11 protein-coding genes are annotated in these 15293 nt (G+C 52.1%); 7 read left to right on the forward strand and 4 right to left on the reverse strand.

Annotated features, from left to right (window positions below; translation table 11 throughout):
- Window positions 1-636, reverse strand: coding sequence for an ADP-ribose diphosphatase (gene nudF, locus HRH59_RS16895; protein ID WP_173502455.1), 636 nt, complete (start codon window positions 634-636; stop codon window positions 1-3).
- A gap of 118 nt (window positions 637-754) precedes the next feature.
- Between nudF and tolC the strand changes: the two genes are divergently transcribed.
- The 3 genes from tolC (at window position 755) to HRH59_RS16910 (ending at window position 3693) form a co-directional block, all read left to right on the forward strand.
- A complete protein-coding gene (gene tolC / locus HRH59_RS16900; protein ID WP_173502456.1) occupies window positions 755-2050 on the forward strand; it encodes an outer membrane channel protein TolC in 1296 nt (431 codons plus the stop codon).
- A gap of 119 nt (window positions 2051-2169) precedes the next feature.
- Window positions 2170-3102 carry an LpxL/LpxP family Kdo(2)-lipid IV(A) lauroyl/palmitoleoyl acyltransferase gene (gene lpxL, locus HRH59_RS16905; RefSeq protein WP_173502457.1) on the forward strand — a complete coding sequence of 311 codons (933 nt, stop codon included), beginning with the start codon at window positions 2170-2172 and terminating at the stop codon, window positions 3100-3102.
- A gap of 3 nt (window positions 3103-3105) precedes the next feature.
- The gene (locus HRH59_RS16910; RefSeq protein WP_173502458.1) at window positions 3106-3693 is read left to right on the forward strand and encodes a TcpQ domain-containing protein; all 588 of its coding nucleotides are present in this window, start codon (window positions 3106-3108) and stop codon (window positions 3691-3693) included.
- 9 nt (window positions 3694-3702) lie between these two features.
- Here HRH59_RS16910 and glnE read toward each other — a convergent pair whose 3' ends face one another.
- Complete coding sequence (gene glnE, locus HRH59_RS16915; protein WP_173502459.1) at window positions 3703-6516, reverse strand: bifunctional [glutamate--ammonia ligase]-adenylyl-L-tyrosine phosphorylase/[glutamate--ammonia-ligase] adenylyltransferase; 2814 nt, start codon at window positions 6514-6516, stop codon at window positions 3703-3705.
- 13 nt (window positions 6517-6529) lie between these two features.
- Window positions 6530-7432 (reverse strand): CYTH domain-containing protein, encoded by a 903-nt coding sequence (locus HRH59_RS16920; protein ID WP_173502460.1) that lies wholly within the window; start codon window positions 7430-7432, stop codon window positions 6530-6532.
- A gap of 133 nt (window positions 7433-7565) precedes the next feature.
- Here HRH59_RS16920 and HRH59_RS16925 point away from each other — a divergent pair, with 133 nt between their 5' ends.
- Entirely contained in the window at window positions 7566-8171 is a 606-nt protein-coding gene (locus tag HRH59_RS16925; RefSeq protein ID WP_173502461.1) for a TIGR04211 family SH3 domain-containing protein, read from the forward strand.
- A gap of 55 nt (window positions 8172-8226) precedes the next feature.
- On the opposite strand, the gene HRH59_RS16930 is transcribed toward HRH59_RS16925, so the two are convergent.
- On the reverse strand, window positions 8227-8727 hold the full coding sequence (locus HRH59_RS16930) for an Lrp/AsnC ligand binding domain-containing protein (RefSeq protein ID WP_173502462.1): 501 nt from the start codon (window positions 8725-8727) through the stop codon (window positions 8227-8229).
- Window positions 8728-8859: 132 nt separating this feature from the next.
- Here HRH59_RS16930 and putA point away from each other — a divergent pair, with 132 nt between their 5' ends.
- The 3 genes from putA (at window position 8860) to HRH59_RS19575 (ending at window position 15285) form a co-directional block, all read left to right on the forward strand.
- A complete protein-coding gene (gene putA, locus HRH59_RS16935) occupies window positions 8860-12636 on the forward strand; it encodes a bifunctional proline dehydrogenase/L-glutamate gamma-semialdehyde dehydrogenase PutA (protein WP_173502463.1) in 3777 nt (1258 codons plus the stop codon).
- A 191-nt stretch (window positions 12637-12827) separates the two neighbouring features.
- The gene (locus HRH59_RS16940; protein ID WP_173502464.1) at window positions 12828-13958 is read left to right on the forward strand and encodes an HD-GYP domain-containing protein; all 1131 of its coding nucleotides are present in this window, start codon (window positions 12828-12830) and stop codon (window positions 13956-13958) included.
- 106 nt (window positions 13959-14064) lie between these two features.
- A complete protein-coding gene (locus HRH59_RS19575; RefSeq protein ID WP_173502465.1) occupies window positions 14065-15285 on the forward strand; it encodes an HD-GYP domain-containing protein in 1221 nt (406 codons plus the stop codon).
- Window positions 15286-15293: the final 8 nt, after the last annotated feature.

Here is a 15293-nt window from a genome sequence, read left to right on the forward strand (position 1 = left end):
TTACGCCCTCCAGGCCTGCTGTACTTTATCAAGGTTAAGCGCCAGCCATTGCAGCGCAATAACACTGGCGGCATTATCTATCTTTTGTTCTGCCAGCAGCTGCATAGCCGCCGGGCGTGTAACAACATGCACTTTAATATCTTCATGCTCGTCGGCCAGACCAAAAATACCGTTTTGCACCGGTTGCGTCAGCCGGCCCAAAAACAGTTGTATGCGCTCGGTAGTGCCGCCCGGGCTGGATAAGTAGCTAAGCATAGGCCAAAGTTCATTAATTGTTAACCCCGCTTCTTCCTCTGCTTCGCGCCTGGCCACCTGCTCTGCGCTCTCGCCGGGCTCAATCATACCGGCTATTGCTTCAAGCAACCAGGGGCTGGAGCTGGTCAACGCGGCACCAAGCCGGACCTGCTCTATCAGCACTATTTCATCAGTGTCGGCATTGTACGGCAACACTACAGCGGCGTGACCGCGCTCGAAAATTTCACGTTGCATCGGCTCACTCCAGCCACCGTTAAACAAACGATGGCGTAAGGTATAGCGGTCTAAGCGGAAAAAACCTTGAAAAACCGTGCTTTTGTCGAGAATTTCCAGATCCTGGCGATTAAATGAGGGATACTGCGGCATATTGTTTTCAGACATAACTGCACTCACATTCTGTTACACTCTTGCATGTAACTTTACGGTTTAATGATTACTTAGTTTACAGTATCAGAGTATTATTCGTGCAGTTTCCTTTTAGCTGGCCAGGATTGGTAAAATGAAAAAAACCTTATTAAGCACTTTGTTAGCGTCATCTTTCGCACTGTTAAGTTGGCACACCGCTGCAGCAGATCTGCAGGAAATTTATCAGTTAGCCACACAAAAAGACCCAACCGTATTGCGCGCTGCTGCAACTCGAGATGCCGCAGCCTTAAATATTGATGTATCTCGGGCATCACTGTTACCTAACATCACTGCCAGCGCCAGCTTTGGCCGCGATGACAGAAGCAGCAGCAGTTTTGATGCTCCTAACAGCTCCTCCGCCGGCATAACGTTGCAGCAGAGCCTGTTTAACTGGAGCGATTGGGGTCGTTTATCCCGTGCCGAGCAGGTTGCATTGCAAGTGCAAACCGTTTACGACAGCGAAGTGCAAAACCTGATAGTCCGGGTAACCCAATCCTATTTTAATGTTTTAGGTGCTATTGATGATCTGGGTTTTGCTCAGGCCGAAAAACGCGCCATTGAACGCCAGTTGGAACAGACCAAGCAACGCTTTGCGGTGGGTTTAACCGCGATTACCGACGTACATGAAGCCCAGGCTCAGTATGACAGTGCAGTAGCACGTGAAATTGCTGCAGAAAACGAATTGGAGAACGCCCGCGAGTTCTTGCGTGAGATTACCGGCCAGTACCACGAAGATTTAGCGCTGTTAAACACCGACAAATTTGCTCCGGGCTCGCCATCACCGGCCGCGGTGCAAGATTGGGTTAAGCTGGCCCAAGATTATAATTTGGTACTAAAAAGCCAGCGCGTACTGTTGGATATTGCCGATAAAGATATCGATTTGGCCAAAGCCGGCCATTACCCGACATTAGGTCTGACGGCACGCATGGGGACAGGTAAAGTTTCCGGCGCTGATCGCGTTGACACCAGCTCTGTCGGCATTGAGCTGGCGGTGCCTATTTACAGCGGAGGTGGTGTATCGGCCGGAGTAGAAGTAGCGAAAGCGAACTATGTTGAAGTAGGCCAAACGCTGGAGTTGAACCACCGTGCGGTTATCCGCCAGGTACGCAGTTCATTTAACGGTGTAAATGCGCAAATTTCCTCTATCCGCGCCTTAGAGCAAGCTGTGGTGTCTGCCGAAAGTGCATTAAACGCCACTGAGGCCGGCTTTGAAGTAGGTACCCGTACTATTGTGGATGTACTGCAAAGTACCCGTAACCTGTTTGAGGCACGCCGTAATTTATCCAGCGCCCGTTATACCTATATCGTTACCATGTTGCAGTTAAAACAAGCTGCAGGTAGCCTATCTGAACAGGATTTAGCGGCAATTAACCAGGCGTTGACCAACTAGTCAGGTACTCTTCGCTTCTAAGGTTCACCGCGTCCGCGGTGAACCTCTTACCAGTTTTCACTATCACCGCCGCCGATTTTCGTTACAATAGCGCATTATTTTTTTGCTGAGGACAGCGCGTGGTTCAGGCTCCGCAGTTTAGCTGGCGTTTTTTACTGCCAAAATATTGGTTATTGTGGCTTGGTGCCGCCTTACTCTGGTTAATCAGCTGGTTACCTTATCCGGTATTAATGTGGCTGGGGGCAGGCTTTGGCCGTGTGTTGCACCGGTTGCTTAAATCACGGCGTAAAGTAGCGCGGCGCAATATTCAGCTGTGCTTTCCTGCTATGCCCGCCGCCGAACAAGCTGCGTTGGTAAAACGCAATTTTGAGGAAACAGGCAAAGCCCTGTTTGATACTGTGATTGGCTGGTGGTGGCCGGACTGGCGCATTAAAAAGCTGGCCCATTTCAGTGGTTATCAACATATTGAAGCCGCGACTGCGCAAGGCAAAGGTGTGTTATTGTTAGCGGCGCATTTTCTGCATTTGGAAGGTGCCTGCCGCGTTTTTGGCTTAACCCACCCCAGCGTGGGCTTTTACCGGCCGCATAATAATCCGTTGATGGACTACCTGCAGTACCACGGCCGTAACAAAGCCAATAAATATATGGTAGGCAAACGCGATGTTAAAGGCCTGATTAGCGCCCTGAATCAGCAGGAAGTGTGTTTTTACCTGCCGGATCAGGATTATGGCCGCAACCGCAGCGAGTTTGTGCCGTTTTTTGCCGTTAGTGACACTGCCACCACTACCGGTACTTTGTTGTTTGCTAACGCCGCTAACTGCGTGGTTATACCGGTGGTGACCAGCCGGTTGCCCGGTAATAAAGGTTATCATATTGATGTACTGCCACCGTTAACGCCCTTTCCAACCGGGGATGACAAGGCTGACGTTACCAGAGTTAACCAATGGGTTGAGCAGGCAGTATTGCGCCAACCTGAGCAATATATGTGGCTGCATCGCCGGTTTAAAACCAGGCCGCAGGCAGATGCCCCTTCGCTGTATAAAGGAGACTAAAGTATGTGGTTTTGGTTGCGTAATCTGACAATATTAGTGGTATTAGGCACTCTGGCGTATCTGATTCTGACACGGCCGGACTTTTTGATTCGTAAAAACTCTGCCAATGAAGCCGCCGAAGGTTTCAGTGAGTTTTACAGCAAAATTCGCGGCTCTATTGCCGATGGTGCCCGCGAAATATCCGAGTTTCGCCTTACCCTGCCTGATACCAGCGACAAATTAACCGGGCAATTAAAGCAACGCGCTAAAGTAGTAGTGCCTGGCGATGACAACTGGCGCGGCCAGGTAACTGACCGGCGCTTTCGTGAAGGTGACACCGTTAAAACCAAACTGACAGAATATGCCCGGGCCGAGGGCGTCGAACTGTTTTGGACCTTGCCGCGCGATTACGTAGTTAAGCAATATTTTCAAACAGACAGCACCTTAATAGAAACTATCTACGAAGTGGGCGTTGCCATCGCACCGGATTTCTCCTCGCCGGTGCTGTCTTATTATTGTCCGCGCGAACGCGCCGCGGTGATAACCGACAAAGCCAACGACCATCTGCAACAAAACTGCATTACCGCAGATACCAAGCCCAAAGCTAAATAACGCTGAGGGCTAAAGCGGATAAAATAGCTGCTGCCATACGTGTTCAACCTGCTGCCTGGCCTGCTGCAGGCTGTCAAGGGAAGGCAGCGTAGCCGGCGCCAGTGTTTGACGGTGGCCGGCACCGCGTAACAACTGATAAGCCTGCTGCAACTGCACTACCTGCTCTGTGCTGAGTAAACCGGCGGCTGCAGCTGCATCCAGAATGCGGATATTATCGCTGTAGCGGTATAAGCTGCTGTCTGTTGCGGCATGCGCCAACACCAGGTATTGGCTGATAAATTCCAGGTCCACTATGCCGCCGCTGCTGTGCTTAGGATCTGCGGCGTCGGCAGCATGATGCTGACGCAGTTTTTCCCGCATTTGCACTACATCTGCCTTGAGGCTGGTTAGATCACGGGGCTGGCTGAGAATGCGCTGACGAATTTGCTCAAACTGCTGCTGTAATGCTGCGCTGCCATAAATCAGCCGCGCCCGTACTAACGCCTGATGCTCCCAGGTCCAGGCTTCCTGCTGCAAATACTCGCCATAGGTATTGATATGAATGGCCAGCAAGCCCGAGTTACCTGAGGGACGCAGCCGGGTATCTATGTCGTACAGCACCCCGCTGTTAGTGCGGGTGGTGCACAGATGCAGCACCCGCTGCACCAGTTTTAAATAAAACTGTTTTGAATCAATACTACGCTCACCATTGGTTGCCTGCTGGCTGTCGCAGTTATGCACAAATACCAGGTCCAGATCAGAGCCGTAACCCAGCTCCAGCCCGCCCAGTTTGCCATAGGCTATAACAGCAAAGCCTTTATCTTCTGCGCTGGCATTCGCCGGTACGCCATAGCGCTCTGCCATTTGCTGCCACGCCAGCTCAACCACCTGCGCCATCACTTCTTCGGCCAGCCAGGTCAGGTGATCGCTCACCTTCATCAGCGGCAACACACCACTGATATCAGCAGCGGCGATACGCAGCTGTTGTGCTTGTTTATATTGGCGCAGTGTTTCCATCTGCAGCTCTAAATCATCCGCCGGTACACGCAGCATGTGCTGGCGCAAGCGGTCGCTGTAGTCGGTGCGGCTGGCAACCTGATATAACTGCGCCGGGTCAATAAGCTCGTCCAGCAACATCGGGTAGCGCGCCAATTGTTCTGCCAACCAACCACTTTGATTACACAGCAACACTAATTGCTGCAGCGCGGCGGTATTTTCAAACAGCAGCTCCAGATAGGCGGTACGGGTAACAATGTGGCGGAACACGCCCAGCACCCGTGCCAATACCGTGGGCTGGCTTTGCTGCTGTTGCAGCATATGTAATAACAACGGCACCAGCTTAGCCAGAAAGTCACGGCCACGCGGACCGACACTGCGCTTTTGACAGTCTTGCTTAAACTCGTGTAACTGCGCAATCAGTGCCATTGCATCCGGCACATCCAGCCAGTCCAGTTGCGGGGCTAAATCCTCTGCCGGCTGTTCGCTGTCCCACAGCAATTTACCCACGCTGGTGTCCTGTTGCTCCGGCTCTTCGCCGTTGTCTATCACCAGTTTAAATTGTTGATGCACCCGTGCCATAGCGCCATCTACCTGGTGTTGCAGCGTTGCCCAGCTATCCAGTTGCAGTGCAGCGAGCAATTGTGCTCGCGGTAACTCATCTTGCGGCAAGGTTTGGGTTTGCTGATCGTCTATGCCCTGCAATGCCTGCTCTACGCGGCGCAACAATAAATAATCGCTGCGCAGTTCATCGGCTTGTTCTGGCGTTAACACCGCCTCGTGCGCCAGTACCGGCAGCGCTTTTAGCAATGACGGTTGCTGCATAGCCGGAATCCGGCCACCGCGGATCAGTTGCAGCGTTTGTACGATAAATTCCACTTCGCGGATACCGCCAACACCCAGCTTAATATTGTCGCGCCGGTTTAAACGGCGGTTTTCCTGCTCAATTTGTTGTTTCATCCGCCGCAGCGATTCGATGGCAGAAAAGTCGATATAACGCCGGTAAATAAAGGGCTTAAGCAGCTGCTGCAACTCAGCGCTGTGCCGGCCGTCCGGATTCAGCACCCGCGCCTTTAACATGGCGTAACGTTCCCACTCGCGGCCTTGCTCCTGATAATAATCTTCCATCGCGGCAAAGCTCAGCACCAAAGGGCCACTGTCACCAAAAGGCCGCAGCCGCATATCGACGCGATAAGCAAAACCGTCAGCGGTAACCTGATGCAACGCCGCTATCAGCTTTTGCCCCAGCTTAGTGAAAAACTGCTGGTGCTCGGTGCTGCGCCGGCCACCGCTGGTGTCGCCGTTAGCCGGATAGGTGAAAATTAAATCAATATCAGAGGAGAAGTTCAGCTCGCCACCGCCCAGTTTACCCATCCCCAGAATAAGCAACGGCATCGGCTTGCCCTGATCATCCAACGGCGTTCCCCACTGCACGCTCAACTGCTGATAGGCCCAGTGGTAAGCGGTATTGATCAGCACATCAGCCAACTGCGATACCTGCTGTAAACTGGCTTCGATCTGCTGTAACTGCAAAATATCAGCCGCCAGAATGCGACACAGCTGCGCATTGCGGTAGCGGCGCAGCGCGGCAAACACTGCCGCTTCATCTGTTGGTGCGGTATCTGCCGCCAGTACAGGGCCTGGCGTGGCCAGCTGCTGCTGTAAGGTTGCCGGGTCACAAAACTCTGCCAGTAGCCGGGGTTGTTGCTGCAACGTACGGCCGATAAAACTGCTGGCACTGAGCAAGCGCTGCAGTTGCTGCAGTTGTTTGCTGCTCAGACTGCTTAGCTCAAACCGGCTGAGTATTTGCGCCAGATAATCGTTTAATGCAGCATTATTTTGCGTCATTGTTAGCTCCGCATCACTGGTTATGGTACAGGTACTCAGATACGGCCAACAGCAGCAGATGATAATTTTGCTGCGTAAGTACACTGGCATCTGACATCAGCTGCGACGCCAGCCCGGCCGCTTGCGGGCTTAACGGCTGCAATAGCGGCACGGCCTGCATACTGACTGCCAGCGCCGATAATGCTGTTGCCGCAGCGGCTAAAGCGGCACTACCGGCTTGCTGTTGATAACAAGCCGCTGCTTGTTGTAAGGCGTTAATTTGCGTCAGCAGGCTGTCACCGTTGTGCGCCGGCACGGCAAGCTGTTGCCGTGTTGCCAGGCCATAGCCACGCGCGGCTTTACTCAGCCAACCGGTTTGCAGCGGTAACTGTTGTAACAACTGCCGCGCCAGATTAAATAATTGCTGTGCCTCACCACTTAACAGCTCTAACTCCAGCTCGGCAATTGGTTGCGTACGCTGCGCAGCCTGTACCTTACCCTGGTCATACACCAGCTCTACCATGCTGCCGTCACTGCATTGCAGTTGCCAGCTTTTGCGGTTGAAGTCGGTGCGGAATAACTCAGTAAGCTGCTGCTGTAACTGCGCTATATCAGTAGCCGGCGGCCAGATGTGCGCCGGGAAAGCCGCCAGTTGCGGCAGCACAGTCGCGCAGGCAACATTGTATTCAGGTCGCATTTGCATAGCGCCGTGCTGCCGGCCGGCCAGTTTAATGGTTTGTTCATAACAGCCGCGCTTAAGACGGCTACGCAGCCCCATATCATGGCGGCGAAACCAGTTATCGTCAGTATCAAAGTAGGCATTCAGTAAGTTGGTGTCATCACTGCCCTGCACCTTGCCCAGCTGTGGCAGCAACGCGATCAGCTGCGGTAAATACGACGGCGGCATTAAAAACTTCAGTTCCAGTTCAGTGCTCATCTGCTACTCTGTTTGCTACGGTAGCGGTGCTGTGCCACCTTACCGTTTTAACCCTTGTCAATTGCCGCGCAACTCCCTATCATCCAAGGAGTTGGCTGCAAAGCTATTTTGTACAAATAAGCTCAGGATACCTATGTTCAGATTAATTAAAAGCTCCCTGCTGGTATTATTTTCGGCGTACTGCTTAAGCCTTGCCGGCGCAGCCGTTGCCCAGACAGAAAGCAAACCGGCGTTTATCAGCGATGCATTATTTGTTTATCTGCATTCCGGCCCCAGCAACCAGTACCGCATTATCGGTACGGTAAATGCCGGCCAGAGCGTAACCTTTCTGTCCGAAGATGCAGACACCGGTTATGCGCAAATTCAGTTTGAAGGTAACAAGACCGGCTGGCTGCCGAAAGAGTATGTTACCTATACGCCCGGGCTGGTCAGCCAGTTAGAGCAACTGAAGTCAGACTATGCCAATCATAACGAAAATATTATGCAGTTGGAGCAACAACGTGATCAGTTGAACAGCCAGCTGAACAAAGCTGTGGCTGAACGCCAAACTGCAATTGAACAGCTTGAACAGGCAAACCGCGCCTACGAGCAGTTAAAAGGCCAGGTGGAGGCCACGCAAACCTCTATTTGGCAAAAGCCCATGGTGCTGGGTTCTTTGATCTTGCTGGCAGGGTTAATCTTTGGCTTATTATTGCCACTGCTGATGCCAAAACGCCGCGACAGCGAGCGCTGGATGTAAATTGCTCTACTTAGCTTGTAACGCCGGCGCCCGCCGTGCAGTTACAAGCTAATGCTTAACTCTGGCCGGTTTCGCTGCTTTTTAACGGCAAGCCGGTATCGCTCTTTACCTGCTCAATAACCACATAGGTATGGGTTTGTGCTACCCCGGGTAAATCAACAATTAGCGCCAGGATACTGCGATATGCATCCATATTTGGCAGGCGTAATTTTAATAAGTAATCGAAACCGCCGGCCACCATATGGCACTCGGCAACCTGCGGAATTTGTACTACCGCATCGCGAAACTTATCAAACACCTCACTGGTGGTTCTGTCCAGCGTAACCTGAATAAACGCGGCGGTGCCAAAACCCAGCCTGGCGGCATTTAATCTTGCACCGAACCCGTCTATATAGCCCTCTTTTTCCAGCCGCTTTACCCTGTCGATACAAGGGCTGGCGCTTAAATTCACTTTTTTTGCCAAATCAACATTAGCAATACGGCCGTCGCGCTGCAGCGTATCCAGAATACTGATATCTATCCGGTCCAGCCCTTTACTCTTAGCAGGTGTACTCATGGCAGCAACTTTTCTGGTTTTGTTTGATGTTGGCAGAATTATATAGGGTTAAAGCAAAAAAATAACCACCCTATGCGGCAGAGTTTTCACTAGAATGCCGCATTCTCAAATCTTGTCAGGAAGCTTACTGCCATGCTGTATAACGGTTCCCTGGTTGCCACCCAACCGCTGCGTCAAATTATTCGTGATTTCTATCGTGCCGATGAAGATAAGGTATTAGATTACCTGCTGCCACTGGCCGACATAGGCGTTAATGCCCGCAGCCGGGCATGGGAGCGGGCCCGCAGGTTAGTACTTAACATCCGTCAGGCGCAAGCCGGCAAGGGCGGTGTTGATGCACTGTTAAATGAGTTCTCGTTGTCGACAGATGAAGGCCTGGTGCTGATGTGTTTGGCCGAAGCCCTACTGCGTGTGCCGGATAAAACCACGGCCGACCGCCTTATTCGCGATAAATTGTCTCAAGGTGACTGGAGTGCGCATCTGGGCAACAGCAGCTCGTTATTTGTTAACGCATCGGCCTGGGGCCTGCTGTTAACCGGTAAGTTGGTGAACTACTCTGACGAGCAGAAAAAACAACAGTTTGGTTTGCTGAAACGCACCTGCGGCCGCCTGGGCGAGCCGGTGATCCGCCAGGCTGTGCGTTATGCCATGCAAATTATGGGCGCGCAGTTTGTCATGGGCACCACCATAGGCGAAGCATTAACCCGTGCCACAGAAATGGAAGCGAAAGGCTTTCGCTACTCCTACGATATGCTGGGCGAAGGCGCCCGCACTATGGCGGATGCCGATCGTTACTTCGACAGTTATATGCAGGCGATAGACACCATTGGCAAAGCCGCCAAAGGCCGCGGCCCGTTTAACAGCCCCGGCATTTCGGTGAAATTGTCGGCCATTCACCCGCGCTATGAATTCAGCCATCGCGACCGCGTAATGGCCGAGTTGGTGCCGCGGGTAAAACAACTGGCATTAGCTGCTAAAGCCTATGATATCGGTTTTACTATTGATGCCGAGGAAGCCGACCGACTGGATTTATCGCTGGATATCATTGAAGCTGTGTTCAGTGACCCGGCGCTGGAAAACTGGCAAGGCTTTGGTCTGGCGGTACAGGCTTACCAGAAACGCGGCATCCATGTGATTGAGTGGCTGCGTGATTTAACCGTGAAAGTTGGTCGCAAAATGATGGTGCGGCTGGTTAAAGGTGCTTATTGGGACAGCGAAATTAAACTCAGCCAGTTGGAGGGGTTCAGTGATTTTCCGGTGTTCAGCCGCAAGCCTGCTACCGATGTGTCTTATCAGGCTTGTGCAAAGAAAATGCTCAGCTACCGCGACAGTATCTACCCGCAGTTTGCTACGCACAATGCCTATACTGTGGCCAGCATCATGGAAATGACCACAGATTACACTGGTTTTGAGTTTCAGCGTTTACACGGCATGGGCGATGCGCTGTACGACGAAATCGTCATTAAAGATAACATCCCCTGCCGTATCTACGCGCCGGTTGGCGAACACTCTGACTTATTGGCCTATTTAGTGCGGCGCTTGCTGGAAAACGGCGCTAACAGCTCCTTCGTCAATAACATCGTCGATGAAAGCATCCCGGTAGAATCACTGCTGGGCGACCCGGTAGAAACGGTGCGCGGCTGGCACAAAAAGCGCAATCAACAGATCCCGTTACCTGCCGCGTTGTATGGTTCTGAACGGCAAAACTCTGCCGGGCTGGATTTAACCGATATTGACCGGATAGAACCGGTAAAAACAGCAATGGCTAAGTGGTTTGACAGCACTAAGCAACTGACTGTGCAACATGACGCTGTGGCGGTAACCAACCCGGCAAATCTTGATGAAGTTATCGGTTATCTGCACTATGCCGACCAGAGCAAAATGCAGCAAATACTGGCCAATGCTGAAGCGGCTTTTGCCGGCTGGTCAGTAACCGCCGCCGCTGAACGTGCCGCCCTGCTGCGCCGTATTGCCGATGCGTTGGAAAGCCACCGTGATGAACTGTTGGCACTATGCATTAAAGAGGCCGGTAAAACCTTAGGCGACAGCGTTGCTGAAATACGTGAAGCAGTCGACTTTTGCCGCTACTATGCCGCCCGCGCTGATGAGCTGTTTGCCCGGCCACAGCAAGCCCGCGGCGTATTTTTATGTATCAGCCCGTGGAATTTCCCGCTGGCCATTTTCCTCGGCCAGGTAGCCGCTGCTATTGTTACCGGTAACAGCGTAGTGGCCAAACCGGCAGAACAAACCAGTTTAATTGCCGTACGTACAGTTGAAATAATGCAGCAGTGCGGCATGCCGGAGCATGTGGTGCAGTTGGTTATTGCGCCCGGCAGTCAGGTGGGTGAGCACATAGTGCCGGACAGCCGCATTAAGGGCGTGATGTTTACCGGCTCGACGGAAACCGGTTGCTGGATCGCCCGTAAACTGGCAGAACGCGGCGGCGAGCCGGTACCGCTGATTGCCGAAACCGGTGGCCAGAACTGTATGATTGTCGACTCAACCGCCTTGCCGGAGCAGGTAGTGGATGATGTTATTTCATCCGGTTTCCAAAGTGCCGGCCAGCGCTGCTCGGCACTGCGGGTATTATTCCTGCAGGAAGATGTGGCAGATAAGATTATCACCATGCTAAAAGGCGCCATGGCACAGTTGCATGTGGGCGACCCACAGTGGCTCAGTACTGATTTAGGCCCGGTTATTGATGCCAAAGCACTGGATCGCTTAAACAGCCATGTGCAGTATTTAGCCGATAAAGCTACCCTACACTACGAGTGCAGCATTCCATCGGGTGAGCGGCACTACTTCTTCGCCCCGCGGTTATACGAAATCAGCGACTTAACCGTGCTGGAGCGCGAGGTGTTTGGCCCGGTAGTGCATATTATCCGCTTTAATGCCAACCAGCTGGATAGCATTATTAACCAAATCAACGCCACCGGCTATGGCCTTACCATGGGCGTACACAGCCGTATTGAGCAGTTTACCCAACGCATCGCCCGCGATATCAAAGCCGGCAATATCTATATTAACCGCAATATGATTGGTGCTGTGGTTGGCGTACAGCCGTTTGGTGGTCGTGGCCTGTCCGGTACCGGCCCAAAAGCCGGCGGCCCGTTGTATTTAACACGGCTGGTTAAAGATAACACCGATGTCAGCTGCGCAGAGCTCAGCGAACAAAAGCGCCGGCGTCTGCTTAATGAAACCACCAGCAATGCTGTAGCCTATGCAATGCCAACGGCGGCAGCGGCGCAGCAACAATGGGCGCAACTGAACATTAACCAGCGCACCTCGGTATTGCGTCAGTTCCTCGCGTCTTTGGCGGCGAACGCGGTAGTACATAAACTGGAACCGGATTTAGAACAAGTGCTTACTCTGGCGCAGCAAAAACTGCAACGGGTCGAGCGTGAGCTGCAAAAACCGGTAATGTTGCCGGGGCCAACCGGTGAGAGCAATATGTTGGTACTGGACCCACGCGGCATTCTGGCACTGGTGCGGGATGAAACCAGCTCGTTCAGTCATTGGCTGGTCGCTATTATCACTGCGCTGGCTGCCGGAAACGCAGTGATCACCGCGGTAGAAGACAGCGACATTGCCGAAGCAGAAGCCTGTATTAAAGCACTGTTGCAAGCCGGCATGCCGGCACATCTGTTAGCGGTAGTGCGGTTGGACTGCCTGACCACACTGCTGGCTCATGCTGAGCTGGCAGGGGCCATAGTGGAAGTGAGCAGCGCAGTAAAACCGTTGTGTGCTGAATTACTTGCCAGCCGTGAAGGTGCTATTTTACCGTTGATTACTGCACCGGCCGGACAACGCTTGCTGCAGCGCTTAATCACCGAAAAAACGGTGACTATCAACACCACAGCCGCCGGCGGTAATGCGTCTTTGATGACCATGGCAGATAACGCCGGCTAAACACGCGGTTGTTACTGCCGGCAGCGTTGCTGTTGAGCCAAGACTAAAGCCCGCTGTTGCGGGCTTTATGCTATGTTTTACAGCATGCTATCGCAGCATTATGACAAATCGACTCTTTGTTAATATACAGTTAAGCAACATCAGGTATACTACGCGGCTGATGTAATGATGGGGTGCAGGCTAAACACAAGATGGCGTATCAGGAAGTAAACATCACCGATTTACAGCCGGGAAGCTATGTGGTGCAGGTACTGCAACAAACCGGCGATGTAATCGTAAAACATGCCGGCTGGGTTCGCACAACACAGGCGGTTGATGTGCTGCGCCAAAAAGGCGTGCGCGTACTGCTGATTGATCCTGATAAAAAACTGCCGGTTAAAACGCCCCCGGCCCCGGTACCAGAGGCTGCCGCCACTGCAAACGAGCCGCCGGCGCGCAGTTTGTTCAGCACAGAATGGCCCAAAGCAGAAAAAGTATTACAACAAACCGGTAAAGCGCAGCGCCAGTTACTGGACGCCGTGCGGCTGGAAAAAGCCATAGATCTGAGTTTAATTTATGAAGTCAGTGCCGGTTTGTCAGAGTCAGTTGCCCGCAATCAGGATGTTCTGCTGTGCCTGACCCGCATTGCCGAGCAAAGCGATGTCCTGCTGCAACACAGTATCAGCTGCGCCATTTATATGGCCGCTTTCGGCCGTTACCTTGGCTTACCGCCGCATAAGGTGCAGGCGTTGATCACCGCCGCCCTGCTGCATGATATCGGCAAAACCACTAACTCAGATTATCTTAACGCTGCCGATCATGTTGCTATAGCCGCCAGTATGGCTGCCCTGCAAAAAACGCCGCATCTGGCCGGCGAAATTTCTCTGTGGATCAGCCAACACTGTGCTTATCTCGATGGCAGTGGTTCGCCGAAAATCAGCAGCAAACAAATTGATAAAGGTAGCCGCATGCTGGCTATTGTAAACCATTACGAAAACCTGACTTCACCCCAGCCGGGCAAGCAGGGGCCATTGAGTGCATCACGCCAGTTGCTCGACCTTACTCCCAATCAGTTAGATGCTGAATTACTGCAACTGTTTATTAAATGTATCGGCGTGTATCCGCCGGGCTCAGTGGTAAAGCTCAGCAGTGGCCGGCTGGCACTGGTGCTGGAAAACAATCCGAAAAAGCCGGTGCAACCGAAAGTAAAAGTGTTTTACCACAGCGTACATCAGCACCATATCCCTGCAAAAATGCTCGACCTGGCGCGGCAGCAGGAAGAACAGATCGAAGGCTGCGTTGATTTAAAAAAATTTGGTTTGGACGTACGCAACTATTTGTAATGACCCGGTAACCCCCTGCAATTTCCTCTGTTTAACACGGCCCTTGTTTAAGCCGGCGCCAGGCACTAGTATCCTATAAATATGTCATTAATAAAGTGTGCCTATAGTGAAGACAATTCCCATTGATCAACTGATCTGCGGTATGTTTATTGTCAACATCGCGCAACAGCAAGCCGGCGCCAGCCTGAATGTAAAGGGGCTGATAAAAGATCCTGCACAAATTGCCCTGCTTAAAAGCAAGGGGGTAACTGCGGTGGTCATTGACCCGGCCAAACAACAGGTTACCAGCTTAGACGACGGCGACGACGGCGAATTTCGCCATGCCAGGGCCGGTACTGCGCCAACGGTACTGAGCGCCAGACAAAGCACCAAAAAAACCAGCATGGCACAAGAGCTGGCGCGGGCCGAAAAACTCTATGCCGAAGCCAAAAACCTGCAAAAACGTGCCTTTCGCGATATCAGTAACGGTAAAACCATTGATGTTGCCGACTTTCGTAACTGCGCTGACGGTATTATTGACTCGGTATTTCGCAACCAGGATGCCTTATTGTGCATGAGCCGCATTCGCGACAAAGACGCCTATTTACTTGAGCACTCGGTAAACGTCTCCATTTTGATGAGCATCTTTGCCAAGTATCTCAATATGGAAGAGTCGGTGATTGAGCAACTGGCTACCGGTGCCTTATTGCATGACATTGGTAAAATTCAGGTGCCGGACGCGGTGTTAAATAAACCCGGCCGGCTTACTGACGAAGAATTTGTAGAAATGCGCAAGCACGTCGAGTACAGCCGCGATATTTTGCAACAAACCGAAGGTATTTCAGCGATAAGTTTAGATGTGGCCGCAAATCACCACGAACGCCTTGATGGTAAAGGTTACCCAGCCGGTTTAAGCGGTGAGCAAATATCCTTGTACAGCCGGATGATTGCCATTGTTGATACCTATGATGCCATTACCGCACAACGAGTGTATAAAAGCGGCCAAACCAGCGTTAAAGCGCTGAAAATTTTACTCGCCGATAGCCCGCATCATTTCGACCCGGTATTGGTAAAACAGTTTATCAGCGCCATAGGGATGTACCCGCCCGGCACCCTGGTAAAACTGGATAGCGAGAAACTTGCACTGGTGCTGGAAAACAATCCCGGCAGCCTGACCTGCCCTATTGTTAAAGTGTTCTACCATGGCACCAAGCGGCACTATTTAACCCCGGTTACGCTGGATTTGACCAACGCGCGTTGCAATGATGCCATTAATACCGCGGTAGACGCACTGGAATATAAGATTGATCTGAAGAAGTTTTTTAATCAGTTTATGTTAAAAACCTGAGCCAACCG

Origin of the sequence: Rheinheimera lutimaris (assembly GCF_013283795.1) — a bacterium.
GTDB lineage: Bacteria > Pseudomonadota > Gammaproteobacteria > Enterobacterales > Alteromonadaceae > Alishewanella > Alishewanella lutimaris.